Below are 25,510 nucleotides of genomic sequence, written 5' to 3' on the forward strand. Positions count from 1 at the left end.
GGCCGCCCAACAAGCCACCGCACAGACCAAACCACTGCTCTTCTACTTCTACGAACCCCAGTGGCTGTTCGCCAAGGAGAAGTACGCCCGCGTCAGACTCCCCGCCTACACCACCGGCTGCGACGCCGACCCCAAGAAGATCGCCTGCGACTACCCCGACTACACCCTCGACAAGATCGCCAGCAAGAAGTTCGCCGACACCAACAACACCGCCTACCAACTCATCAAGAACTTCCAATGGACCAACGAGGACCAGAACCTCGTCTCCGACTACATCACCAACCAGGGCATGACCGCCGAAGCAGCCGGCGAGAAGTGGGCCAAGGAGCACGAGGCCACCTGGAAGCCGTGGATTCCGTGACGGTAGTCATCATCGGGGCGGGGATCGTCGGCTGTTCGCTGGCCGACGAGCTCACCCAGCGCGGCCGCACCGACGTCACCGTGCTCGAGCAGGGCCCGCTCTTCGCCACCGGCGGGTCCAGCTCGCACGCGCCTGGCCTGGTGTTCCAGACCAACCCGTCGCGGACGATGACCGCGTTCGCCAGCTACACCGTGGCCAAGCTGACCGAGCTGGGCTGCTTCGACACGGTCGGCAGCCTCGAGGTGGCGACCACCGGCGAGCGGCTGCGCGAACTGCACCGCCGGCACGGCTACGCCACCTCCTGGGGCGTCGGAGCCGAGGTGCTGGGCCCCGACGCCTGCCGGGAGCTGTACCCGCTGCTCGGCGACGTGCTCGGCGGGCTGCACGTGCCGGGCGACGGCCTGGCCCGGGCGGTCGACGCCGGGGAGGCGCAGGCCCGCCGGGCCACCGCCCGCGGCGCACGCTTCCTGGCGCACCAGCGCGTCGTGGCGATCGAGCAGCGCGACGGCCGCGTCACCGGGGTACGCACGGACGACGCCTTCTATCCGGCGGACGTGGTGGTCAGCTGCGCCGGCTTCTGGGGCCCGGCGGTGGGCGCGCTCGCGGGCGTCGGCGTCCCGCTGCTGCCGATGGCACACCAGTACGTCCGCACCGGCGCCCTGGACGCCGCGCCGCCGGAGCCGATCCTGCGGCACCAGGACCGGGATCTGTACTTTCGCGGTCACGGCGACCGGCTCGGCATCGGCTCGTACCTGCACCGGCCGATGCCGGTCGGCCTCGACGACCTCTCCACCGGCGAACAGCCGTCCATGCTGCCGTTCACCCCCGGTGACTTCGACGAGTCCTGGGCGGCGGCCGCCGAGCTGCTGCCCGTGCTGGCCGCGACGCGGCCGCGGGAGGGGTTCAACGGCGTCTTCTCGTTCACCGCGGACGGCTTCCCGCTGATCGGCGAGGCGCGCGACGTGCGCGGCTTCTGGACGGCCGAGGCGGTCTGGGTGACGCACTCCGCCGGTGTCGCCCGGGCGCTGGCACAGTGGCTGGTCGACGGGCGGCCCGGCGTCGACCTGCACGAGTGCGACCTGAACCGCTTCGACCCCAGCCAGCTCTCCCCGAACTACGTCAGGGAGCGCTCGATCCGCAGCTTCGTCGAGGTGTACGACATCATCCATCCGCTCGACCCGCCCTCGATCCGCGACGTGCGGGTCAGCCCGTTCCACGCCCGGCAGGTCGCTCTGGGCGCCGTCTTCGGCGAGGCGGCGGGCTGGGAGCGTCCGCTGTGGTTCGAGGCGAACGCGGGGCTGCCGCGCACCAAGGTAGAGCGTGACGACTGGTCGTCGCGGCACTGGTCGCCGATCGCCGCCGCCGAGGCCCGGGCCACCCGCGAGGGCGTCGCCCTGTACGACATGACCCCGCTGACCCGCCTCGAGGTGACCGGCCCGGTCTCCTTCCTGCAGGGGCTGACCAGCAGCGACGTCGACCGCCCGGTCGGGACGGTGGTGTACACCCTGCTGCTGGACGCGGCCGGCGGCATCCGCAGCGACGTGACCGTCGCCCGCCTCGCCGAGGACCGGTTCCAGCTCGGCGTCAACGGCCCCCTGGACCTGGACTGGCTGCTGCGGCACCGGCCGGCCGGGGTCACCGTCCGCGACATCACCGGCGGCACCTGCGGCCTCGGCGTCTGGGGGCCGCTGGCCCGGGACCTGATCGCGCCGCTGGCCGACATCGACGTCTCGCACTCCGCGTTCGGCTACTTCAAGGCCCGCCGGGCGCACCTCGGTCCGGTGCCGGTGACCATGCTGCGGCTCTCCTACGTCGGCGAGCTGGGTTGGGAGGTCTACGCGAGCGCCGAACTCGGCCCGAAGCTGTGGGACACGCTCTGGGAGGCCGGCGAGCGGCTCGGGATCGTGGCCGGGGGCCGGGCCGCGTTCAACAGCCTGCGGCTGGAGAAGGGCTACCGGGCCTGGGGCACGGACATGACGGCCGAGGACGACCCGTACTCCGCCGGGCTGGGCTTCGCGGTGCGGCTGGACGCCGGCGACTTCACCGGCCGATCCGCGCTGCTGGGGCGGGTCGACCCCGAGCGGCTGCTGACCTGCGTGGTGCTCGCCGACGAGGGCTGCGTGCCGATGGGCCGGGAGCCGGTCTACGCGGGCGGCGAGCCCGTCGGGTACGTCACCAGCGCCGCGTACGGGCACACCGTCGGCGCGCCGATCGCGTACGCCTGGCTGCCCGCGGCCGTCGCGGTGCCGGGCACGGCCGTCCAGGTCGGCTACTTCGACCGGATGCTGAACGCCACCGTGGCGGCCGAGCCGCTGTTCGACCCGAAACATGAACGCATCCGGCGTTAGGAGTCCTCGTGGGTGTTTATGACGTCATCGTGGTGGGACTCGGCGGCATGGGCAGCGCGGCCGCGTACCACCTGGCCGCCCGGGGCGTACGGGTGCTCGGTCTGGAGAGGTTCGGCCCGGCCCACGACCGCGGCGCCAGCCACGGCGGCTCGCGGATCACCCGGCAGTCCTACTTCGAGAGCCCGGAGTACGTGCCGCTGCTGCTGCGGGCGTACGAGCTGTTCGACGGGCTGGCCCGCGACTCGGGCCGGGACGTGATCACCCTGACCGGCGGCGTGATGGTCGGCCGGCCGGAGAGCCTGACGGTCTCCGGCAGCCGGACCAGCGCCGAGCGGTGGGGCCTCGAGCACGAGATGCTCGACGCCGCCGAGCTGCGGCGCCGCTTCCCGACGCTGAACCCGGAGCCGGACGAGGTCGCCCTCTTCGAAGCCAGGGCCGGTTTCGTGCGGCCGGAGGCCACCGTCTCGGCGCACCTGGCGCTGGCCGCCCGCGCGGGCGCCGACCTGCACTTCGACGAGCCGATGACGAGCTGGGACACGCTGCCGGGCGGCGGCGTGCGGGTGCGCACCGGCGCCGGCTCCTACGAGGCAGGCCGGCTGGTAGTCACCCCCGGCCCGTGGGCGCCGCAGCTGCTGGCGGACCTAGGCGTGCCGTTCACGATCGAACGACAGGTGCAGTACTGGTTCCAGCCGACCGGCGGGGTCGGCCCGTTCGTGCCCGAGCGGCACCCCATCTACATCTGGGAGGACGCGACCGGCACCCAGATCTACGGCTTCCCGGCGATCGACGGCCCGGACGGCGGCGCGAAGGTGGCGTTCTTCCGCCGCGGCGTGGTCACCACCCCGGAGACCATCGACCGCGAGGTGCACGACGACGAGATCCGCACGATGGCGGACCGGACCCGGCGCAACCTGCCCGACCTTCCCGGCACCTTCCTACGCGCCAAGACCTGCCTATACAGCAACACCCCGGACGAGCACTTCGTGATCGCCCCGCACCCGGCGCACGACGCGGTCATCGTCGCGTGCGGCTTCTCCGGGCACGGCTTCAAGTTCGTCCCCGTGGTCGGCGAGATCCTCGCCGACCTGGCCACCACCGGAACCACCCGCCATCCGATCGGCCTGTTCGACCCGAGCCGCCTGTCCGGGGTGACCTCATGACCAGCCTGCTGCCGACGCTTCCGGGCGCCTACTACACCGATCCGGCCGTGTTCGCGGCCGAGCAGGAGCGGATCTTCGAGACGATGTGGTTCTGCGCCGTGCGCGGGGCGGACATCGCCGCCGCGGGCCGGTATCGCACCGTGCAGGTCGGCCGGGAGAGCGTCCTGGTGACCCGCAACGCCGCCGGCGAGGCGCGCGCGTTCCTCAACATCTGCCGGCACCGCGGCGCGATGCTGTGCGCCGACGACGAGGGCGCGGTGAAGCGGACCTTCCGCTGCATGTACCACGCCTGGTCCTACGACCTCGACGGCCGGCTGGTGGCGGCGCCGAACCTGGTGAGGATGCCCGACATCGACCGGGTCGAGTACGGCCTGCGCCCGGTGCACGTCCGGGAGTGGCTGGGCTACGTCTGGGTCTGCCTGGCAGCGACGCCGCCGTCGTTCGCCGAGACCGTGCAGGGCGCCTGCGAGGAGCGGCTCGGCGACCTCGCGGCGCTCGAGCGCTACGGCATCGAGGACCTGACGGTCGGCCGGCGGATCCGCTACGACGTGCGGGCCAATTGGAAGCTCATCATCGAGAACTTCATGGAGTGCTACCACTGCGCCACCATCCATCCCGAGCTGGTGCACGTGCTGCCGGAGTTCGCGGGCGGCTACGCGGCCCAGTACTACGTGGGCCACGGCGCCGAGTTCGGGCCCGGCATCGAGGGCTTCACCGTCGACGGCGGCGCGGGCGTGACCGCGATCGCGGGCCTCGCCCGGGAGCAGGACCGGCGCTACTTCGCGGTGACGATCAAGCCGCAGGTCTTCCTCAACCTGGTACCCGACCACGTGATCCTGCACCGCATGTACCCGGTGGCGAGCGACCGCACGGTGGTGGAGTGTGACTGGCTCTACCTGCCGGAGGTGGTCGCGCAGGGGCGCGACCTGACCAACTCGGTCGAGCTGTTCGACCGGGTCAACCGCCAGGACTTCGAGGCCTGCGAACGCTGCCAGCCGGCGATGTCGTCGCGCGCGTACGCGGACGGCGGCGTCCTGGTGCCGAGCGAGCATCACCTCGCGACCTTCCACGGGTGGCTGCGCGAGCGCCTGGGTGACCAGGTGCGATGATGACCGGATGCCGAGCCCTCCGCGTGATCGTGACGCCGCCGGGCGGCCGCGCAACGCCCGGCCGCGCGACGGCCTCGGCCGGCCGCTGCCGCACGGCGCCGAGGGCGTGCCGACCACCCCGGACGACCTGATCCTGCCGCCCGCCGAGGCGTTGCGGGAGGCCGAGCGGCTGCTCGCGGCCGGGCGCCCGTTCCACGCGCACGAGGTGCTCGAGGCCGCGTGGAAGGCCGCGCCGGAGAACGAGCGCGACCTCTGGCAGGGCCTGGCCCAGCTCTGCGTCGGCCTGACACACGCGCGGCGGGGCAACACCACCGGCGCCGCCCGGCTGCTGCTGCGGGCCGCGGACCGGATCGAGCCGTACGCCGCGACGCCGCCGTACGGCGTGCCCGTCGCCGCGCTGACCGCCTGGGCGCGTGAGCAGGCCGCCGGCCGGCCGGGCGGGGAAGTGACGGCGCCGAGCCTGACCGCCTGAGGCGGCCGCCGCCCGTTCGGGTGACACGGTGCGCCTTGACACCCGGAATCTCCGAATCCATAGTCGATAGATCGATTTAGCACCCCTCGACGTCGGGGAGTTCGGATGCGGCTCGGCACCGAGGGTTCGATCGTCGCCCTGACGGCCGCGGGGGTGACCGTCCTGGTCGACGCGAGCGAGGGCCGGCTTCCGGCGATCCTCTACTGGGGCCCGGCGGTGGCCACCCTCGACGCGGCGCAGGCCGAGGCCCTCGCCGCGACCGCGGTGAGCGTCGCCGGCTCCAACGATCCGGAGCCGCGGCCCCGGATCGCCCTGGTGCCGGAGCACCGCACCGGCTGGACCGGCCGCCCCGGCCTCAGCGGCTCGTTCGCGGGTGCCGGCTGGTCGCCCGCGTTCCGCTCCACCTCCGTCACGGTCGGCGGCGAACCGGTCTGCGGCTTCCACGCCGGCGGCGCCGGCGGCCTCGAGGTGCGTGCCGTGGACGACTCCGCCCGCCTGGAGCTGCGCATCGTCCTCGAACTGCTCCCGGCCGGCCTGCTGCGGGCCCGGGCGGCGGTCCGCAACCTCACCGACGAGACGTACGCGGTCGACGATCTGGTGCTCTCCTTTCCGGTGCCGTCCGACGCCACCGAACTGCTCGACTTCACCGGCCGGCACAACCAGGAGCGGGTACCCCAGCGCGGCCCGTTCCCGGCCGGCACCCACCTGCGGGAGAACCGCAGGGGCCGGACCGGCGCGGACGGCGCGCACCTGCTGCACGCCGGCACGGCGGGGTTCGGCTTCGGCTCCGGCCGGGTGTGGGCGGTGCACACCGCGTGGAGCGGCAACCACATCCACTACGCCGAGCGGGTGCACACCGGCGAGCGCCTGATCGGCGGCGGCGAGCTGCTCCTGCCCGGCGAGATCCGCCTGGCGACCGGCGAGAGCTACGCCAGCCCGTGGGTCTACGCCGCGTACGGCGACGGCCTCGACGAGATCGCCCGGCGCTTCCACCGGCACCTGCGCGCCCGCGAACCGCGGGTCTCCGCCGACCGCCCGGTCACCCTCAACGTCTGGGAGGCCGTCTACTTCGACCACGACGCCGACCGGCTGATCGACCTGGCCGAGCGGGCCGCGGCCGTCGGCGTCGAGCGGTACGTGCTGGACGACGGCTGGTTCGGCTCGCGCCGCGACGACACGTCCGGCCTCGGCGACTGGGTGGTCTCGCCCGACGTCTGGCCGGCGGGCCTGCACCCGCTGGTCGACCGGGTGCGCGCGCTGGGCATGCAGTTCGGGCTCTGGTTCGAGCCGGAGATGGTCAACCCGGACTCGGACCTGGCCCGGGAGCATCCCGAGTGGATCATGGCGGCGCGCCCGGAGCCGCCGCTCGAGTCGCGCAACCAGCAGGTGCTCAACCTCGGCATCCCGGAGGCGTACGAGCACGTCAAGGCGCAGATCCTCGCCGTCCTCGGCGAATACCCCATCGGCTATCTGAAGTGGGACCACAACCGCGACCTGGTCGAGGCCGGCAACCGGACCGACCGCGGCCGGCCCGGCGTGCACGCGCAGACGCTGGCGTTCTACCGGCTGCTGGACGAGATCCGCGCCGCACACCCCGGCCTCGAGATCGAGTCGTGCTCCTCCGGCGGCGCCCGGGTCGACCTCGGCGTGCTCGAGCGGGCCGACCGGGTCTGGGTCTCCGACAACATCGACCCGCACGACCGACAGCGGATGCTGCGCTGGACCGCCCAGCTCGTCGCGCCCGAGTACCTCGGCTCGCACATCGCGTCGGGCCGCTCGCACGTCACCGGCCGCCGCCACGACCTCGGCTTCCGGGCGGCCACCGCGGTGTTCGGGCACCTCGGCATCGAGTGGGACCTCGCCGAGGCCACCCCCGCCGAGACGGCCGAGCTGAGCGAGTGGATCGCCTTCTACCGGCAGCGGCGCGACCTGCTGCTCGGCGGCGACATCGTCCGGATGGACGGCTACGGCGACCGCATCCTCGTGCACGGCGTCGTCGCGCCGGACCGCTCCCGGGCCCTGTTCGCGATGGCGATCACGGACAGCATCGCACCCGACCCGGCCGTACGGCTGCGGTTGCGCGGCCTCGACCCCGACCGCCGATACCGGATCCGGCCGCTGCTGGTCGGCCCGGGGCCGTCCGGGCTGGTCCCCCCGCCCTGGTGGGGCGAGGACGGCGGCGGCCGGATCCTCAGCGGGGCCGCGCTCGAACACGCCGGCGTCGCCTGCCCGCGGGTGCACCCCGACCAGGCGGTGCTCTACGGCGTGGACGGCATCCCCCAGGTTCGCACCTGACCATGCCTGGCAAGCCATCCCGCACGCGAGGCGGTTCTCTACAGCTGTAGTATGGCCCTCTACGTTTGTAGAAGGAGCGGGAATGGCGCGGACGGCAGTGGTGGTCGGTGCCGGCATCGGCGGACTGAGCGCCGCGATCGGCCTGCGCCGCGCGGGCTGGGACGTGACGGTGCTCGAGCGGGTCACGGTCTTCCGGCCGGTCGGAGCGGGCCTGGTGCTGCAGGCGAACGGCATGCGCTGTCTCGACGCGCTCGGCCTCGCCGCGGCCGTGCAGCTGCAGGGCCGCCCCGGCGGGTCCGGCGGCACCCGCCGGCCGGACGGCCGATGGCTGGCCCGCATCGCGGCGGGCGACCTGGAACGGGTGCTCGGGACGTCCGCGATCGGCGTCCACCGCGCCGACCTGCACGAAATGCTGCTCGGCGCGCTGCCGGACGACACGGTGGTGACCGGCGCGCGGGTCACCGCCGTAACCGCGGACGGCCTGGTCGACTACGACGGCCCGGCCGGACCGGCCCGGATCGCAGCCGACCTCGTGGTCGGCGCGGACGGCATCCACAGCACGGTGCGCCGGCTGATGTGGCCGGCCGCCGCCGGCCCGGTGCACATCGGCGTGCGGGCCTGGCGCGGGGTGACGCAGGTCTGGGACGGTGACCTCGCCGCCGCGATCACCTGGGACCGGGGCGCCGAGTTCGGCATCGTGCCCCTGGTGGACGGCCGGGTCTACTGGTTCGCCGCCGTCAACGCCGTCCCCGGCAGGCCGGCCGGGGACGAGAGAGCCTCGGTCCTGGCCAGGTTCGGCAGCTGGCACGACCCGATCCCCGCCCTTGTCGCGGCCACCGACACCGTGCTGCGCGACGACCTGGCGTGCCTCGACGAGCCGCTCCCGACGTACGTCCTCGGTCGCGTCGCGCTCCTCGGCGACGCCGCGCACGCGATGACGCCGAGCCTCGGTCAGGGCGCCAACCAGGCTCTGGAAGACGCCGTCGTACTGGCCGCCGTCGCCGGCGGGCCAGCGGGGCTCGCCGCCTACGACGCCCGACGCCGCCCCCGCAGTCAACAGGTGGCGAAGGCCTCGCGGATGATCGGCCGCTTCGGCCAGCAACTCGAGAACCCGATCGCGGTGGCCGCCCGCAACGCCGTCATGCGCCTGACACCGCCGCGGCTGGCGTTGCGCTCCATGGCCCGCTTTACCGACTGGCACCCTCCGGCTCAGCCATGACAGAGGTCGGCCGACGCTCGACGGCGATCAGCCGGCCGGTGCGACACCCCACATGGCGGCCACGTGGCGCGCGTCGGTGCCGCAGCAGCCGCCGATCAGGGCGAGGCTCGGCAGGTGCGGCCGCAGTGCGTCCTGGGCTCGGGCGAGCTGGACCGGGTCGCCCTCGTCCAGCTCATCGGCGGCGTCGAGCTCCGCGTGGCTGAGGACCGACGCGTTCGCGCGGAGCCCGACGATACGCGTGCGCCAGTCGCCACCGCCGGTCAGCCCGGGCGCGATGTGGGTGGGGTGGGCACAGTTGACCATGAAGTAGTCGGGTCGGCCCTCGGCGTCCACCGTGGTGACGGCCGCCGCCAGCGAGGTGCCGTCCGGAAGCCGCCCGTCGACCTCGACCGTGAACGACACGGCCACCGGCAGCCCGGCGGCCCGTGCCGCGCGGACGATTCCGACCGCCTCCCCGGTGCCGGTCAGGGTGAGGGCGGTGACCAGATCGGCGCCGGCGTCGGCGAACGCCTCGATCTGCGGCGCGTGGTACGCGGCCGCCTCGTCCGGGTCGACCGTGTCGCCGGCCACGTAGCCGTCGCCGCGCGGCCCGAGATTGCCGCTGATCAGCAGCGTCTCGACTCCGGCCCGGTCGCGCAGCCGCTGCAGCAGGACCACGGCGTCACGGTTGACCCGGCGTAGGTCGCCGGTGGTGTAGCCGAGCCGGTCGCCCCAGTCCGGGTTGGCCTTGTAGGTCGGGGTCTCCAGTTGCAGACCGGCGCCGGCCCGCCGGGCGATGTCGACGTACTCGTTGTAGTAGCGCAGCAGCAGCTCCCGGCCGCGCTCGTCATCGAGGAGCGGGAAGGCGGCGAAGTACGGCAGGTCGACGCCGTGATGGTAGATGAGGTCGGTCTCCAGGCCACCGTCGGTGACAACCGGGCGCCCGGACGACTGCGGCAATGACGTGGTCATGATGGCGCGCCTTTCGTCGTACCAGACTGAACAGTCTGGTTCTAGCAGACCTGTCGGTCTGGTTCTTTCACCATTTCCAGGCACACTGACCTCCTCCAGGGGGTGTCCGGCACCAGCGCGGGAAGGTCACCCGTACGGGTATCGGTGGCCGATCGGCTCCTAGCTGCCGCACGACGATCCTTTCTAGACTTTGCGGCGCGGGAAGGAAGGTGATGCCGAGTGTCGGCACGCGGCTCAGCCTGGGGCGCCGGGGTCCTCGTCGTCATGGCGACGGTCACCGGCGCGCTGACCAATGAGCTCCACGGCGGCTGGTACTGGTGGGTCGCCGACGCCGTCGCCACCCTCGCCGCGGCGACTCTCGCGATACGCCTGGCGGGTGCGTCGCCCGGTCGGCGTCCGGCACAAGATCCCGGGCCGGTCTACGTCGGTCCCGGCGGGGTACACGCGGGCCGGGACATCACCGGCACGGTCCGCACCAGGGTCAGACTCACCGGCGGTGACTCCGGCGCCCGTCACGAGCCCCCGCGCCCGGCGCGATGGCGCCGGTGGATCGGGCCCGGCGGCGTCTCCGCCGACGGCGGGATCTCCGGCGACGTCACCACCGACGCCGGCGATGCGCCGAGCCCTTCCGCGTGAGGAGGTGGTGGTCGCCCTCCCGGTCCGCTCGGTCGCCCCGCGAGGTCCGGCCGGCTGATCCGCCGGACCCGGCGGGCGCGGCGGCGTGGCTGGCGCCGGGCGCGGCCTTCGTGGGGCGGGACGTGAACGGGACCGTGGTCAACTGCCCGACCTTCGTCTCGGTCGAGGGCCGGCCCGACTGGCTCCACCAGGCGGTGCACACCCCGGACTGGTTGTGCCGCAACGTGTTCGAACGGCTCGACCTCGCCAACTTCCGCGGCCGCCGCCAGCTCATCGCCGAGATCGACGGATTCGTCGCGAGCCACAACTACGGCTACGTGGTCCTGCTCGGCGAGGCCGGGGTGGGCAAGAGCACCCTCGCCGCCCACCTCATGTGGACCCGCGGGTACCCCGCCTACTTCGTGCGCCCGGGCGAGCGCGACCCGGTGGCCGGCCGCAAGAGCCTGGCCGCGCAGATCATCATGGGCTGGGGACTCGAGCGCCAGCTCGCGCCCGGAAGCCTCTTCCCGGTGGCGGCGGAGAATCCGCGCTGGCTGGCCGACGTGCTCGACGCCGCCGCGCGTGAACGCGACCGCGTCCGCCCGGGCCGGCCGCTGATCCTGGTCGTCGACGGCCTGGACGAGGCGGAGCGGGACCGGCCGGCCGTCGACACCGGCATTCCGCTCGGGCTTCCGGTGCCCGAGTCCCTGCCCGCGGGCGTGTTCATCATCGCGACCAGCCGCCACGGGATCCCGCTCGACCCGCTCGCCGATCGCGCCCGCGTCGGCTGGACCGAGATCCCGGTCGAGAGCGCCGACAACCTGGCCGACATGCGCGACTATCTCACCGCCAGGGTCATCGGCACCGGCGCGGACCGTGCCCTGCACGACGCGTTGGCACGTCACGACGTCGCCGCGGAGTTCTTCGTAGAGACCCTGCTCGCCCGCTGCAAGGGCGTGTGGATCTACCTCCGCTACGTGCTGGACGAGATCCGCGAGGGTATCCGCTCCCCCGCCGACGTCGCCAGCCTCCCCACCGGCCTGCGCGGCTACTACAACCAGCAGATCCGGCGCTGGGCCGGCGACACGACGCCCGCGGAGCCGGACCGTTGGGACCGGTTGCGACTGCCCGCGCTGGCGACCCTGGCCGCGCTGCAGCGGCCCGCCGGCGCCGACGAGGTCGCCGCGATCATCGGCCCGCACGCCGATCCGAAGGAGATCGGCGCCTGGCTCAACGGACCGGCCCGCCCGTTCCTGGACGCCAACCTCGATCCGCCCGGCCGGCCGACCTACCTGGTCCGGCACCAGAGCTTCCGCGATCTCTTCGTCAAGGCGCCGGCCGACCACACCGACGCCGGCCTCGGCGAGGAGCTGAGCCGTGCGGGCCGCACGGCTCATCAGGCCATCACCCGGTGGCTGATACCCGTCGACCGGGACGGGCGGCCGGACTGGGACAGGGCCGACGGGTACGCCCGGCTCATGCTTGCCGAACACGCGGCGGCCGCCGGGTACCTGGACGAGCTCATGCGCATCGCGGGCTTCCCGCTCACCTGCCTTCCGTGGCGGATCCTGCGGCACCGGCACGAGCTGACCACGCCCGCCGGGCTGGCCGCCGCGGCCGCGCTCGAGGCCGCGACCAACGACTGGGGTGACGACGGGCTCTGGTGGTTGCACGTCTGGGCCCGCAAGACGCGGGCGGACGCCCTCGCCGAGTCCGTCGTCCGGCGCGCGCATTGGCCCTGGGTCGTCGAGACGGGCTTCTGGTCGGGCACCACCCATCGCACCCTCGCCGGTCACACCGGCCGGGTGGGGTCGGTCGCGGTGCTGCCGCGGGCCGGCGGCAACGACTGGATCGTCAGCGCGAGCGACGACGGCACGGTCCGGTTGTGGGACCCGGACACCGCCGAAGAGGCGCGCCAGTTCACCGGGCACGGGGACTGGTGGCAGTCGGTCGCCGTGCTCACGCGTCCCGACCGGCGACACTGGGTGGTGCTCGGCAACCAGCGGGCGCTGGTGCGTGCCTGGGATCCGGACACCGGCGCCGAGCACGACCTGCGGCCCGCCCGGCTCGTCGCCGACGGCCGGCCCGCCCACCTGCTCAACCGGCCGGACGGTAGCTTCTGGTTCGCCTGTCCCGCGGCCGACGGGACCGTGGAGATCCGCGACCTCGAGACCGGGCGCGAGATCCTCACGCTGACCGCCAGCCCCGGCCGGCTCGGGCCGGTGGCGCTGGTGGTCCGCACCGACCGGCGGCACCGGATCGCCGCGGTGTGCGGCAGCAGCGTGTACCTGTGGGACGTCGGCTCCGGTGCCCGGATCGGCGAGCTGACCGGCGTTCTGGGCGAGGTCGAGTCGATCGCGGTGGTGCCGCGCCCGGACGACCAGCACTGGATCGTGACCGCCGGCAGCGACCGGTCGATCCAGGTCTGGGACTGCCGGACCGGCGCCCACCTGCGTGATCTTCGCGGCCATACCGGACGGGTGTGGTCGGTCGCCGTGCTGCCCAATCCCGACGGCCGGCACCGGATCGTCAGCGGCAGCACCGACCGGACCGTGCGCGTGTGGGATCCCGAGACCGGCGACCAGGTGCAGCGGTTCACGGGTCACAGCGACTGGGTCCAGTCGGTGGCGGTGCTGGCGGGTTCCGGCGGCCGGCACCGGATCGTCAGCGGCAGCGCCGACCGGACGGTACGCATCTGGAGCCCGCACACCCAACTCCCGGGGCTCGCCGGACACACCGCGCAGGTCGAGAGCCTGGCCGTACTGCCGCGCTGGGACGGCGGGCACTGGCTGGTCAGCGGGAGCGCCGACGGCACCGTCCGGATGTGGGATCCGGTGACGGGCGAGCAGGTGCATCAGCTGGACGGGCACCCCGGCGGGGTGGGCGCGATCGCGGTGATGCCGCGGCACGACGACTTCCACTGGATCGTCAGCGCCGGAGCCGACGCCGTCGTGCGGGTCTGGGAGGCGGACAGCGGCGTACTGATCCAGGAGCTCCGCGGGCACAGCAGCTGGGTACAGGCGGTCGCGGTGATGTCGCAGATCGACGGCCGGCCGTGGATCGTCACCGGCGGCTCGGATCGCACGATGCGGCTGCGGGAGGCCGAGACGGGCGAGTACGCACGCCGCGGCCTGACGAACACCATCAGCGGCGTCGAGTCGCTCGCGATCGTGCCCCGGCCGGACGGGAGGCCCTGGATCGCCGTCGGTGGGTACGCCGGCACCATCGACCTGCGCAATCCGGTGGACGGCACGTGGGAGGGTGCGCTCGAGGGTCACCGGAGCCGGGTGTGCTCGATCGTGGTGCTGCCGCGTCCCGACGGCACGCACCGGCTCGTCAGCGGCGGCGACGACGGCACCATCCGCATCTGGGATCCCAGCCTGTGCGTCGAGGTCGCCCGGATGACCGGACACGCCGGCGGCGTCCGTTCGGTCGCTCTGCTGCCGCGTCCCGATGGCACGCACTGGCTCGTCAGCGGCGGCGACGACGCCAGCGTCCGCATCTGGAACCCCGATTCGGGCGTGCAGATCGCCCGGTTCACGGGGCACGTCGGCGGCGCCCGGTCGGTCACGGTGCTCCCCCGCCCCAACGGCAGGTACTGGATCGCCAGCGGTGGCGCGGACGCGACCGTGCTGGTCTGGCGGCCGTCGGACGACGACCCGGAGTGAACCGTCGCGCCCTCAGGCCGCGGCGGCCGCCGCCGGGTCGTTCAGCGCCGACCGGGCCTCGGCCAGGACGGACGCGGGCGCCGAGGTCGTGAGGACGTGCTCCAGCGCCCGCCGGTACGCCGTGGCGAGGGCCTGCCCGGCCGGCACCTCGACGTCCGGCACGACCCCGGTGCCCTCCCAGTTGCCGCCGGTCACCGGGCTGACCGACCGGGCGACCGGCACGGTGATCTCCAGCGTCGGGGTGATCGGGAAGAACTCGGTGGGATGGGCGCCGCCGCGGGTGGTCTGCCCGATCAGCGTCGCCCGCCCGTGCGCCTGCAGGTTGTAGCAGAACTCCTCACCGGCGGAGAACGTGACCTCGCTGGTCAGCACGGAGACGGGCCGGTCGAGGTACCGCTCGCCGGGCAGCCACGCCAGGCTCCAGAACTGCCGGGTGTTGCCGGACTCGCCGTCGTAGATGCTGTTGAGGTGCGTCTCGTCGTCGGGGAACAGGTAGCTGAGCCAGAAGGTGACCCCGTTCGGCGAACCGCCGCGGTTCCTGCGCAGGTCGATGATGAGCGCCTCGGTGTGCGACACCAGCTCCATCGCGGCCGCGATGGCCCGGCCGCCGGCCGACGCATCGGCGATCTGGCGCAGGTCGAGATAGCCGACGTTGCCGTCGAGGCGCTCGACCCGGGCGATGCCGTAGTTGGCGTGCCGCACCTGCTCCCGGTAGGCCGCGGTCATCTCCTGCGGGGTCAGCGCGGCGTGCAGCTCGGCGTCGCGCACCCGGACCCGCAGGTGCTTGTCGCCGCAGACCTCGAACAGCTCCGCGGTGAGCCGCTCGGCGAGCCGCGGCTCGTCCAGCCCCGCATAATCCCCGGCCTGCCGGCGGCGCCGGATCGCCGCGGCCGCGGCCTCGGCCTTCTCCGGGAAGATGTACCTGGCGCGGAGCAGGGTGAGGGCTTCGTCGATGACGTCCGGCGACATGGTGGACAACCTAGCCGGTCCGGGCGTCCGGCGCCGCCCCGCCGGCGGGCCCGGCGAACGCGGCGCCGGGCCCGCCTCCGGGTCAGGCCGCCGGGGTGCCGGTGACCTTCAGGTCGCGCAGCCGGCCGATGTTGTCGAACGAGCCGAAGCCCACCCGGCCGGAACCGAACGTCGTGTCCCGGGCGGTCATCAGCGGGTCCTTCGAACCGTCCAGGTACACCGCGATCTCGCCGGTGTCCGGCAGATGCCGGAGTCGCACGTCGTGCCACCGGGTGTCGACCACCGCCGGGTTCGCGCCGCGGGACCGGCCGTTCCACTCGTGGTCGATGCGTTCCCGGTCGGCGTTGTCGACCTTGAAGATGCCGTTGTGCGGGTAGATCGTGTTGTCGGTGGACAGGTGTGCGTAGTAGAACTCCGTGTCCGACCGGTAGCCGAAGACGATGATCACGTCCCGGTTGGTGACCTCGACCGGCTCGTCGAGGCGGACGCTCCCCGTGATCTCCACGGAGGAGAGCACCGGGCCGGCCGCCAGGACCGCGTACTCGAAGGGGCGGCGTGGCCCGGGCCGCTCCGTGCCCGCCTCCGCGAGGATCACCTGGTCGCCGGTGAACCGCCACTTGGACTCGGTGACCGGCGCCCAGTTGGACGGGCGCATCGTGTCGCGGACCCTCGTCGTGCCGGGCGCCGCCGCGGCGAAGGTGCGGGTGCCGGTTACCTTCCAGATCTTCCCGTTGGCCTTGGCCAGGATGTAGAGCTCGCCCTGTGCGTCGGTGCCGAAGCGCAGGTCCACCCGGTTGGGGTCGCCGGGCGCGCCGGGCGACGACAGCTCCCGCATCCGCACGGGCACGCCGGCCGCGTCGAACAGGTTCAGCCGGTGGATCGTCGCCGGGGTGCGGCCGCGGCGCATCTCGTCGGCCTCGGTGTAGAGGACCCACCCGTTGACCAGGTCGCCGAAGACGTACTTGCCGCGCAGCGCCGGAACGTCCCGGCCGCGGTAGACGAAGCCGCCCGCGACCGCCACGCCGACGTCCGAGGTGCAGTTCCAGCCCGGTGCCGGGTTGTGGTCGTACGCGGCGACCGGGTACTGGTAACCCGCGTCGTCCGCCGGCAGCGGGAAGATCCGGTCGCAGGGTGTCGTGGGGGTCCTGTCGAAGACGAACGCGCCCTCCCGCTCGCTCCAGCCGAAGTTGTCGCCGGGCCGCACGTCGTAGATCGCCTCGATGGCGTGCTCGCCGATGTGGCCGAGGTACAGCCGGCCGGTGCCGCGGTCCCAGCTGAACCGGTGCGGGTCGCGGAAGCCGTACGCGTAGATCTCGCCCAGGCTGCCCGCCTGCCCGGCGAACGGGTTCGACGGCGGGATGCCGTACTTTCCGTTGGGCGCGTTGGTGCCGAGCGGGTCGATGCGCAGCAGCTTGCCGTGCGGCATCGCCAGGTTCTGCGGGTCGGTGTTGCCGACGCCCTGGCCGCCGTCGCCGACGGCGAGGTAGAGGTTGCCGTAGTCGGCGTCGCCGCGCCGGGCGGTCGGATTGAAGTTGATCTCCTGGATGCCGTGGATCTGGCCGCCGAAGCCGATCCGCAGCACCTCGCGGTGGGTGCCCGCGAACGTGTCCGCGGCCGGGTCGGCGGCCTTCCACTCGTTGATGACGCCGTGGTAGAGCACGTTGGTCTGCCGGTAGTCCGGCACGTCGGCGGTGATGGCCGCCTCTTCGGTGTGGATGGTGTAGAAGAGGCCGTTGCGCTTGAAGTCCGGGTGGAACGTGACGTACCCGAAGCCCTGACCCAGGCCCCGGCCGGAGAAGAACTCCGGCTGGAAGGTCGCGGCGACGTCGAGGTAGACGTGCGGCACCCCGTCCTCGACGAGGTACAGGTTGCCGTTCAGGTCGGGCACCGCTCGCCGGCCCGAGCCGTCCGGCACCTCCATGATGGTGTTGATCCGGGCGATCCGGTTGAGCCGCTGGTCGACCAGTGGCGGGTCGGTGAACGACTGCGGGAAGACGGCGTACTCGGTGAGCTCCAGCCCGAGCCGCGAGGTCACCGGCTCGGTCGGCACCGGGTCGTGGACGGCGCCGTCCGCGGCCCGGGCCGGCGACGGCCACGCGACCATTGTGGACAGTAGTAGCAGAACGACGGGCAGGAACCTGCGGTACATGATTACCCCCGGGTCATGAAGCGGTACTGGTTCGCGACGTCGCGCGCCGGCAGCGAGCGGTCGAGGAGCATGAGCGCGTCCATCCGGCAGTCACACGGGTTGCGGTCCGGCGAGCCCTGCCAGGGGAAACTGCCGCCGATCTTGATCCCGCGCGGATCGGTGGCCGTGGTGACGTGCGGGCCCGGGCCGTTGATCAGCCACGGGTCGTCGTTGCGGGTGTAGAAGCCCGGTACCGCCTTGCCGTTGCGGTACAGCGCCATCGCGCCGCTGGTGTAGTCGAACGTCGCGGCCAGGTGCACCCACTCGTCCTTGGGCAGCAGCACCTGCCAGTCCCCGTCGGCCGCGAACGTCTGCGAGTTGCCGCCGTCGATCCGCCGGCCCAGCGCGACCAGGCGCAGCGTGCCGTTGACGTCGATGAGTTCGAGCAGCGCCCGGACGGCGTGCCCGTCGGAGTCGCCGGTCAGCACGCCGGTGAGCCCGATCGCGTTGAAACCCGCGGCCGGGGCGTCCATCGAGCGCTTGTACCAGCCCATCACGGTGATGCCCTCGACCGCGTTGAACGCGCGCAGCGTGCGGACGCCGCTGGCCGACCAGGCGCCGGCCTTCCAGTCGTCGTCGGCGGCCGCCGCTGTCGGCCGGGTCTGCAGCACCTGCCGGCCGCCGGGATACGCGCGGTCCCGCACGCGCATCCCGGCGTCCCCGTTGATCAGCTCGATCTCGGTGCCGGAGCGGCCCCGGTCCGCCTCGAGTGCCGGGTCGCCCGGCATCGGGTGGTCGAAGTCGTAGAAGGCGACCACATCGGGTCGCAGGGAAGGATGGATGTCGTGCGGGCCGGTGCCGCCGGCCTGAGCCGGTGCGGTGGCGGCGCCGGTCGCGAGGACCGCGGCGACGGTGACGAGCGCGCGGCCGGTTCTTGTCATCGTTGACCCCTCTCAGCGAAGTTGCATGGGTTTCCGCCGCGGGTGAACTCAGCGTTTCGGTGCGACGGGTGGCTCGGCGGGACGGCCGCCGAGGTAGAGCTCGCCGAGCTGAGGATCGGCCAGCAGCTCGGCCGCCGGCCCGGAGACGTGCACGCGCCCGAGGTCGAGCACGCAGCCGATGTCGGCGGTCTGCAGCGCCCGCCGGGCGTTCTGTTCCACGAGCAGCACCGCCGTCCCGGCGTCGCGCATCCGCGCCACCTGCTCGAAGATGGTGCTCGTGGCCTTCGGGTCGAGGCCCATCGACGGCTCGTCGAGCAGCACCACCTTGGGGTCGACCATCAGCGAGCGGGCGAACTCGACCTGCTTCTGCTGGCCGCCGGAGAGCAGCCCGGCCAGCGAGCCCCAGCGCTGCGCGACGACCGGGAAGAGGTCCCGGACGAAGGCCGTGCGCTCGGCGATCCCGGCCTTGTCCCTGATGGTGTAGCCGCCGAGCAGCACGTTCTCGGCGACGGTCATCTCGCGGAAGACGCTGTGGCCCTGCAGCACCAGCGCCACGCCGGCGGCCAGCATCCTCTGCGGGCCGGCGCCGGTGACCTCGGTGCCGCCGACCAGGATGCGGCCGGAGCTCGGCCGCAGCAGCCCGCCGGCCACCTTGAGCACCGTGGACTTGCCGGCGCCGTTGGGCCCGACCAGGCAGACCACGGTCCCGGCGGGCACCGCGACGCTGAAGCCGCGCAGCACCGGCGCCGCGCGGCCGTAGCCGGCCTGCACGTCGACGAGCTCGATCTCAGACGCCAAGGTATGCCCCCAACACGCGCTCGTCGGTGCGGATCAGCGACGGCGGCCCCTCGGCGATCGGGCGGCCCCGGTCGAAGACCACGATGTGGTCGCTGATGCTCATCACCAGGTCCATGTTGTGCTCGACGATGACGAAGGTCCGGCCCTCGGAGTTGAGCTCGCGGACCAGGGTGCCGATGCGGTCGAGCAGCGCCGGGTTCACGCCGCCGGCCGGCTCGTCGAGCAGGATGGTCTCCGGCTCGCCCATCAGCACGCCGGCGAGCTCGAGCAGCTTCTGCTGGCCCCAGGACATGTTGCGGGCCTCGACGTCGATGAGGTGCTCGATGCCGAGCCGGGTGAGCCAGCCGCGGGCCCGGTCGACCTCGGCGGGGCGCCGCGCGCCGCGCAGCCCGCCGGCCAGGCCTGCCGGCCGCACGGCGGCCAGCACGTTGTCGAGCGCCGACATGCGCGGGAAGACCCGGCAGAGCTGGAACGTGCGTCCCACCCCGGCCCGGGCGACGGCGTGCGGCGCCTTGCGGGTGATGTCCCGGCCGGCGTACGTGATCCGCCCGCCGTCGGCCCGGATCATCCCGGTGACGCAGTTGAAGAACGTGGTCTTGCCGGATCCGTTCGGCCCGATGAGCGCGTTGACCTGCCCCGGCCGGAAGCTCACGGTGGCGCCGTCGAGCGCCACCACTCCCCCGAACGCCTTCCGGACATCTCGGGTCTCGAGGGTCATGCGGTCACCTCCGCCGGCGCTCCGGTGACGACATGACTTCGACGCCGAGCTGATGATTCGCTCGCAAGCTCGCTCATTGCCGGGCCTCCTCGCGCTCGCGTTCGTCGCGCAGCTCGGCGGCGGTGACCTCGCGGATCGAGCTCTGCTGCGTCCTGCGCAGCCGCCGCAGCAGGCCGCCGAGCGCGGGCAGCACGCCGTCGGGCATGAACATCACGACCAGGCCCAGCAGTACGCCGGTGGCCACCAGGTGCAGCGGCGTGTTGCCGAACCGGCCCTTGAAGTACTCGAGCGCGACGCCCACGATCAGCGCACCGGTGAACGGGCCGAACAGGTTGCGCACGCCGCCGAGCAGCGCCATCAGCACCAGGTAGGAGCCGGTGAGGATGGAGAACTGGAAGACCGGGTCGAGGTCGCCGAACCACAGCGCGTACAGGCCGCCGGCCAGCGCGGTGAACCCCGCCGAGACCACGAAGACGATCAACTTGTACGCCAGGGTCGGCGTGCCGAGCGCCTCGGCCTTGTCCTCGTCCTCGCGGATCGCCTTGAGGCCGAGCCCGAAGCGGGACCGGTCGATGAGCCACCAGGCCAGCAGGGCCAGGGCCAGCAGGGCCGCGAAGAGGTAGTAGAAGACCCGGTGGTGCTCGGGGCGCAGCAGGCCCGGGAACGGCCGCGGCACCACGAGCCCGCGCGAGCCGCCGGTGACCGCCGCCCAGCTCTGGAACACCAGCAGCAGGATCAGCACCAGCGCGATGGAGACGATGACGAACGACGCGCCGCGTACCCGCAGCGCCGCCAGGCCGATCGGCACCGCGAGGGCCGCGACCAGCAGGGCCGCCAGCGCCAGCGCCACGAAGCTGGGCAGGCCGGCCCGGGTGACCAGCAGCGCGGTGCCGTAGCCGCCGAGTCCGGCCAGGGCGCCGTGGCCGAGCGAGATGTAGCCGGTGAAGCCGCCGACGAAGTTCCACGACGTCGACAGCACCGCGAAGTTCAGCACCACGATGCCGGCCGACAGGATGTAGGGGTTCGGCGCGAGGCTCGGGAACGACAGCACCGCCGCGGCGAGGGCCACCAGCCCCACCGCGGTCAGGACCCGCCTAGAAGCGCTGGGCAAGACGGCCTCCGAAGAATCCCTGTGGCCGGAACGCCAGCGTCGCGAAGAGCGCCAGGTAGAAGATCGTCTGCGCCCACGTCGTGCCCATCGGGATCTGCAGCAGGCTCTGCATGAGCCCGAGCAGGACCGCGGCGGCCGCGGCGCCGGGCACGCTGCCGAGCCCGCCGACCACGATGATGGCCATCAGCGGGCCGATCCAGTGCCAGTGCAGGGACGGGTAGATGGTGGTGTCGAGCGACAGGGCCGTGCCGCCGACCGCGGCGGTGGCCAGCCCGACCCCGAAGCCGTACCCGGCGACCTTCGCGGTGTCGATGCCGACCAGCCGGGCCGCGTCGCGGTGCTGGATCGTCGCCCGCAGCGCCCATCCGAACGTCGTCCTCTTCATCAGCAGGTAGAGCCCGCCCAGCGCGACGACGGCGAGGCCGAACGCGATCAGCTTGACCACCGCGATCCGGGCGCCGAACAGCCCGATGCTCGCCGAGCCGTAGCTGAGCTGGATGCGCCGCTGCGTGCCGGTGAACGCGTACCCGAGCAGGCCCTCGATGATCAGCGCGACGGCGAAGGTGAGCAGCACCGACATCATCGTCAGGGTGATCGGGCGCAGCCTGGAGAGCAGCAGCCGTTGCAGCAGGACGCCGGCGCCGAAGAAGAGCGGTACCGTGACGATCATCGAGAGCAGCGGGTCGGTGCCGAGCCGCTCGTGCGACCACCACGCCAGGTAGGCGGCGAGGATGAGAAACGCCGAGTGGGCGATCATCACCACCCGCATGATGCCGAAGTAGAGGGTCAGCCCCGCCGCCAGGAGGGCGTAGAGCCCTCCCAGCAGCAGGCCGAGGATGACGCTCTGGAACACCAGGCCGCCGGAGGGCATCGGCGACTCACCAGGCCGGCTTCGGGTACAGGAGGTCGGCCTCCTTGACCGGATCCGGCAGCACGATCTTGATGGATCCGCCCAGCCACTGCTGGATCATGTGTGCGCCCTGCGGCCGGCCGGCGGCGTCCCAGCTGAGCGGGCCGACCACCGTCTCGACCTGGTTCGCGTGCACCCAGTCGACTAGCTTCTTCTGGCAGTCGCCCTGCTCGGCGCAGCCCGCCGCGGTCACCGCGGCCCCGACCACCTGTCCGGTCGTGTACGCGTTCGCCTGGTCCTCCTCGGGCTCCTTGCCGAACTGCGCCTTGAACTTCTCCACGAACTCCTTGTTGCTCTCGTACGGCGCGTCGGGGCTGTAGCCGGTCGGCGAGAGGACGCCCTCCGTCTTGTTGCCGATGGCCGCCGCGAACTCGAGGTTGGTCGGCGCGCCGGAGAACGCGGCGAGCCTGGGCTGGTAGTCGAGCTGTTGCAGGGCGACGATCAGGTTCACGCCGTCCTGGTACTGCGAGCCGCCGACCAGCATCTCCGCCTTCGACGCAGCGATCTTCGCCGCGATGCTGCCGAAGTCGGTGGTGTTCGGCGGATAGACCTCGTCGACGACGGTCTTGAGCCCGGCCGCCTCCAGCTTGGCCTTGAGCCCGTACGCCGTGCCCTGCGCGAACGGGTCGTCCATGGCCGCGTAGGCCACGGTCGCGGGCCGCTTGTCCGCCGGCATCGCCAGCAGGTATTCGGCCAGGTGGTTGTAGTGGTCGTCGGCCACCGCGGGTGCTGCGTAGAACAGGTTCTTGAAGCCCTGCGAGAAGACCTCCTTGGCGGCGCCGGCCGGCTCGACGAAGAGCATGCCGTACTCCTCCGCCACCCGGGCCGACGGCACGACCAGGCGGGTGGAGAACGGGCCGACCACCAGGTCTACCTTGTCGCTGCCGATCAACTGCTCGTAGTCGGCGACGACCCGGTCCGCATTGGACTGGTCGTCGAGGATCTTCAGCTCGATCCGGCGGCCGAGCAGGCCGCCCTTGTCGTTGACGATCTTCGCCCAGGCCTCGTAGCCCTGCTGGACACCCTTGCCGGGCTCGGAGAAGTCCCCCGTGAGCGGCAGCGAGATCCCGACGACGATCGGGTCATCGGTGGACTCCGCCCCGCCGTCGTCGTCGCTGCACGCGCCGAGAGCGAGGATCGTGGTCGCGGCGAGGGCCGTGGCCCAACGTGTACGCCTAAGTGATGAACGCATCCTCGGAAGCTCCTCTGCCCGGGACGTAAGCGCTTGCGAAAGCGCTTACGTAGCCTAAGCTGAGTCTCGTGTCACTGGCAATAGCCTCCGTAACACGAGCCTGACGTTCAGTGATCCGACCAGGACCGAATTCCGTGGAGAGTGGACGGATGCCCAAACCCGGCCCGAGGCTGCGCCTCAAGGACGTCGCCGAGCGTGCCGGTGTCTCGCTGGCGACCGCCTCCCGCGCCCTCGCCGGCCGCGACGGCGTCAGCGAGGAGGTCGCCAACCGGATCCGGGACATCTCGCGCGAGCTCGGCTACGTGGCCAATCCGTACGCGCGGACCCTCGCGGGCGGCGCCAGCTCCACCGTGGGCCTGGTCGTGCACCAGGTGGACGACCCGTACTTCTCCGAGATCGCCGGCGGGGTCATCCAGGTCGCCGACGAGCAGAGCCTGCTGGTACAGATCTGCCACTCCGGCCGCGACCCGGACCACGAGCTGCGCCAGATCCGGCACCTGATCGCCCAGCGGGTCGGCATCATCATCATCGCCGGCTCGGGCTACAGCGACCTGCGCATCGAGGCGGAGGCCAGGGCGGAGCTGTCGGCCTTCCAGGGCCTGGGCGGCCGGGTGGCGGTCATCGGCCGGCACGCGCTCGGCGTCGACGCGGTCCTGCCCGACAACGAGGCGGGCGGCCGGGCGCTCGGCGACCACCTGGTCGGCCTCGGGCACCGCCGGATCGCGGTGGCGGCCGGCACCCCCGGCCTGACCACGGTCGCCGACCGGCTGGCGGGCGTGGCGGCCGGCCTGCACGCGCACGGCCTGTCCCTGGACGACCTGCCGGTGGTGCACACCGACTTCACCCGCGACGGCGGCCGGGCCGCGACGGAGCAGATCCTCGCCGACCACCCGGACACGACCGCGATCGTGGCGCTCAACGACGCGATGGCGATGGGCGTGCTGTCGGCGCTGCGCGCGCGCCGCGTCGGCGTGCCGGACCGGATGTCGGTGGTCGGCTTCGACGACGTCTCGGTGGCGGCGGACCTGGCGCCGAGCCTGACGACGGTCCGCCTGCCGATGACGGACATGGGCCGGATGGCGTTGCAACTGGCACTCAAGCCCCGCTCGGCCCGGCCCCGCCGGCGCTCCACCGGACACAGACTGATCGTCCGCGACTCGACCGGCCGGGCCCCTGGCTAGGACGGCCCGGCCCGCGGGGTCTCCGCCTCGGTGTCGCCGGGTGGGTCCTGCCTGGGGTTGAGGAACGTGGCGGTGAAGGTCGTTCCGCCGCCCGGCGTGTCGCCGATCTCGAACCGGCCGTGATGGGTACGCAGAATCTCCGTGCAGGTGGCCAGGCCGATGCCGTGCCCTGGTATCTCCTGGGCCAGTCGGACGAACGGCTGCAGGACCGCCTCGCGCTTGTCGGCGGGGATACCGATGCCGTTGTCGGCGACCCGCAGCACCCAGTGGTACGGCCGCGCGATGGCCTCGATGTTGATCACGCAGGGCCGGTCGGGGCGGCGGAACTTGAGCGCGTTGCCGAGCAGGTTCTGCAAGAGCAGGCGGAGGTGGGTGGGATCGGACTCGACGGTGGGCAGCGCACCGACATGCACGATGGCGTGCTCGTGGTCGATCGCGGCACTGACGTCTTCGATCACGTCGGACACCAGATCGTTGAGGTCTACCCAGGACTGCTTCGGGCGGCCGCCGACACCGGCGTAGGTGAGCAGGTCATCGATGACGGTGCCCATCCGCTGGGCGGCGCGGGAGATCGTGTTGACCTCGGCGGTGACGGCGCTGGGGTCCCCGTCGCGTACCTCCTCGGCGAGCAGGCCGGCCGTGCCGGTGATACAGGTCAGCGGGCCGCGCAGGTCGTGTGCGACGGTGCCGGCGAAGCGCAGCAGAGCTTCGTTGGAGCGTTCCAGCTCGGTTCGCAGCTGGCCGAGTTCGCCGATCACCTGGTCGCGGTCGGCGAGGATGGTCTGCAGCTGGTGGGTGCGGCGACGTAGTTCCAGCACGTCCACGACCAGCATCGCGAGTTCGTTCAGCCGGACCCTCTGGACGGCGTTCAGCGTGCGGGGCTGCCGGTCGAACACGCACAACGTGCCCAGCACGTGCCCGGCGGGCCCGCGCAACTGGGTGGCGGCGTAGAAGCGGATCGAGTCGATGACGCCGGTGACGAACGGGTTGTTCGCGAAACGCGGGTCGGAGCTGGCGTCGGCGACGATGACGGGTTCGGGGCTGACGACGGTCACCGCACACATGGCGTCCTCGCGGCGGCACACGGATTCCTCGAAGCCGACGGCGGCGATCTGGATCTGCTGGTCGGCGGTCAGCACGTTGATCACGGCCGTCGGGACCTCGCACAGGTTCGCGGCCAGAGCGGTGATGACGTCCAGATCCGGGATGCGTTCGCCGTTGAGCGCATCGTAGGACTCCAGCTGCGCCAGCACCTCCTGCTCCTGGGCGGACAACTGCACGACGCCCTGGTCACCGGTTTCCACGGCTCACCTCACGACCCTCACGGTAGCGCCGCCGCGGGCACAGCGTATTGCGTTCGGCGA

General features: G+C 72.5%; 20 protein-coding genes. 10 read left to right on the plus strand and 10 right to left on the minus strand.

Going from position 1 to position 25,510, the window contains the following annotated elements:
• From AB0B58_RS34775 to AB0B58_RS34805, 7 genes are all read left to right on the plus strand, one after another.
• A partial coding sequence (locus AB0B58_RS34775; RefSeq protein ID WP_360232788.1) for a glycine betaine ABC transporter substrate-binding protein occupies nucleotides 1–361 on the plus strand: 361 nt, incomplete at its 5' end.
• On the plus strand, nucleotides 358–2,709 hold the full coding sequence (locus AB0B58_RS34780) for an FAD-dependent oxidoreductase (protein ID WP_360232791.1): 2,352 nt from the start codon (nucleotides 358–360) through the stop codon (nucleotides 2,707–2,709). The genes AB0B58_RS34775 and AB0B58_RS34780, both read left to right, overlap by 4 nt.
• A gap of 8 nt (nucleotides 2,710–2,717) precedes the next feature.
• Nucleotides 2,718–3,869: an N-methyl-L-tryptophan oxidase gene (solA, locus tag AB0B58_RS34785; RefSeq protein WP_360232794.1), complete on the plus strand. Its 1,152-nt coding sequence runs from the start codon at nucleotides 2,718–2,720 to the stop codon at nucleotides 3,867–3,869.
• Nucleotides 3,866–4,978, plus strand: a complete 1,113-nt coding sequence (locus AB0B58_RS34790; protein ID WP_360232797.1) for an aromatic ring-hydroxylating dioxygenase subunit alpha — start codon at nucleotides 3,866–3,868, stop codon at nucleotides 4,976–4,978. The genes solA and AB0B58_RS34790 overlap by 4 nt, the downstream gene beginning before the upstream one ends.
• A 7-nt stretch (nucleotides 4,979–4,985) precedes the next feature.
• Nucleotides 4,986–5,450 carry a DUF309 domain-containing protein gene (locus tag AB0B58_RS34795; RefSeq protein WP_360232800.1) on the plus strand — a complete coding sequence of 155 codons (465 nt, stop codon included), beginning with the start codon at nucleotides 4,986–4,988 and terminating at the stop codon, nucleotides 5,448–5,450.
• Between the two features lie 105 nt (nucleotides 5,451–5,555).
• Complete coding sequence (locus tag AB0B58_RS34800) at nucleotides 5,556–7,745, plus strand: alpha-galactosidase (RefSeq protein ID WP_360232802.1); 2,190 nt, start codon at nucleotides 5,556–5,558, stop codon at nucleotides 7,743–7,745.
• Between the two features lie 82 nt (nucleotides 7,746–7,827).
• On the plus strand, nucleotides 7,828–8,964 hold the full coding sequence (locus AB0B58_RS34805; protein WP_360232805.1) for an FAD-dependent monooxygenase: 1,137 nt from the start codon (nucleotides 7,828–7,830) through the stop codon (nucleotides 8,962–8,964).
• A 27-nt stretch (nucleotides 8,965–8,991) separates the two neighbouring features.
• On the opposite strand, the gene AB0B58_RS34810 is transcribed toward AB0B58_RS34805, so the two are convergent.
• The gene (locus tag AB0B58_RS34810) at nucleotides 8,992–9,915 is read right to left on the minus strand and encodes a homocysteine S-methyltransferase family protein (RefSeq protein WP_360232808.1); all 924 of its coding nucleotides are present in this window, start codon (nucleotides 9,913–9,915) and stop codon (nucleotides 8,992–8,994) included.
• 219 nt (nucleotides 9,916–10,134) lie between these two features.
• Between AB0B58_RS34810 and AB0B58_RS34815 the strand changes: the two genes are divergently transcribed.
• Both AB0B58_RS34815 and AB0B58_RS34820 read left to right on the plus strand, forming a co-directional pair.
• Nucleotides 10,135–10,551: a hypothetical protein gene (locus AB0B58_RS34815; RefSeq protein ID WP_360232810.1), complete on the plus strand. Its 417-nt coding sequence runs from the start codon at nucleotides 10,135–10,137 to the stop codon at nucleotides 10,549–10,551.
• Nucleotides 10,552–10,673: 122 nt separating this feature from the next.
• Nucleotides 10,674–14,198 (plus strand): AAA family ATPase, encoded by a 3,525-nt coding sequence (locus tag AB0B58_RS34820; RefSeq protein ID WP_360232813.1) that lies wholly within the window; start codon nucleotides 10,674–10,676, stop codon nucleotides 14,196–14,198.
• A gap of 12 nt (nucleotides 14,199–14,210) precedes the next feature.
• Here AB0B58_RS34820 and AB0B58_RS34825 read toward each other — a convergent pair whose 3' ends face one another.
• The 8 genes from AB0B58_RS34825 to AB0B58_RS34860 form a co-directional block, all read right to left on the minus strand.
• Nucleotides 14,211–15,167: a S41 family peptidase gene (locus AB0B58_RS34825; RefSeq protein WP_360232816.1), complete on the minus strand. Its 957-nt coding sequence runs from the start codon at nucleotides 15,165–15,167 to the stop codon at nucleotides 14,211–14,213.
• A gap of 82 nt (nucleotides 15,168–15,249) precedes the next feature.
• A complete protein-coding gene (locus AB0B58_RS34830; protein ID WP_360232819.1) occupies nucleotides 15,250–17,316 on the minus strand; it encodes a PQQ-dependent sugar dehydrogenase in 2,067 nt (688 codons plus the stop codon).
• A gap of 2 nt (nucleotides 17,317–17,318) precedes the next feature.
• On the minus strand, nucleotides 17,319–18,236 hold the full coding sequence (locus AB0B58_RS34835) for a LamG-like jellyroll fold domain-containing protein (RefSeq protein WP_360232822.1): 918 nt from the start codon (nucleotides 18,234–18,236) through the stop codon (nucleotides 17,319–17,321).
• A 48-nt stretch (nucleotides 18,237–18,284) separates the two neighbouring features.
• The gene (locus tag AB0B58_RS34840; protein ID WP_360232825.1) at nucleotides 18,285–19,034 is read right to left on the minus strand and encodes an ABC transporter ATP-binding protein; all 750 of its coding nucleotides are present in this window, start codon (nucleotides 19,032–19,034) and stop codon (nucleotides 18,285–18,287) included.
• A complete protein-coding gene (locus AB0B58_RS34845) occupies nucleotides 19,024–19,752 on the minus strand; it encodes an ABC transporter ATP-binding protein (RefSeq protein WP_360232828.1) in 729 nt (242 codons plus the stop codon). Before AB0B58_RS34845 ends, AB0B58_RS34840 begins: the two co-directional genes overlap by 11 nt.
• A gap of 73 nt (nucleotides 19,753–19,825) precedes the next feature.
• On the minus strand, nucleotides 19,826–20,863 hold the full coding sequence (locus AB0B58_RS34850) for a branched-chain amino acid ABC transporter permease (protein ID WP_360232831.1): 1,038 nt from the start codon (nucleotides 20,861–20,863) through the stop codon (nucleotides 19,826–19,828).
• Nucleotides 20,847–21,734 carry a branched-chain amino acid ABC transporter permease gene (locus AB0B58_RS34855; RefSeq protein ID WP_360232834.1) on the minus strand — a complete coding sequence of 296 codons (888 nt, stop codon included), beginning with the start codon at nucleotides 21,732–21,734 and terminating at the stop codon, nucleotides 20,847–20,849. The genes AB0B58_RS34850 and AB0B58_RS34855 overlap by 17 nt, the downstream gene beginning before the upstream one ends.
• A 7-nt stretch (nucleotides 21,735–21,741) precedes the next feature.
• The gene (locus AB0B58_RS34860) at nucleotides 21,742–22,965 is read right to left on the minus strand and encodes an amino acid ABC transporter substrate-binding protein (RefSeq protein WP_360232837.1); all 1,224 of its coding nucleotides are present in this window, start codon (nucleotides 22,963–22,965) and stop codon (nucleotides 21,742–21,744) included.
• 149 nt (nucleotides 22,966–23,114) lie between these two features.
• On the opposite strand from AB0B58_RS34860, the gene AB0B58_RS34865 reads away from it, so the two are divergent.
• Entirely contained in the window at nucleotides 23,115–24,146 is a 1,032-nt protein-coding gene (locus AB0B58_RS34865; protein WP_360232840.1) for a LacI family DNA-binding transcriptional regulator, read from the plus strand.
• Here AB0B58_RS34865 and AB0B58_RS34870 read toward each other — a convergent pair.
• Entirely contained in the window at nucleotides 24,143–25,450 is a 1,308-nt protein-coding gene (locus AB0B58_RS34870; protein ID WP_360232843.1) for a GAF domain-containing sensor histidine kinase, read from the minus strand. The two genes, AB0B58_RS34865 and AB0B58_RS34870, sit on opposite strands and share 4 nt — an antisense overlap.
• Nucleotides 25,451–25,510 lie beyond the last annotated feature (60 nt).

The organism is Actinoplanes sp. NPDC049118 (assembly GCF_040648555.1).
In the GTDB taxonomy this organism is placed as follows: Bacteria; Actinomycetota; Actinomycetes; order Mycobacteriales; family Micromonosporaceae; genus Actinoplanes.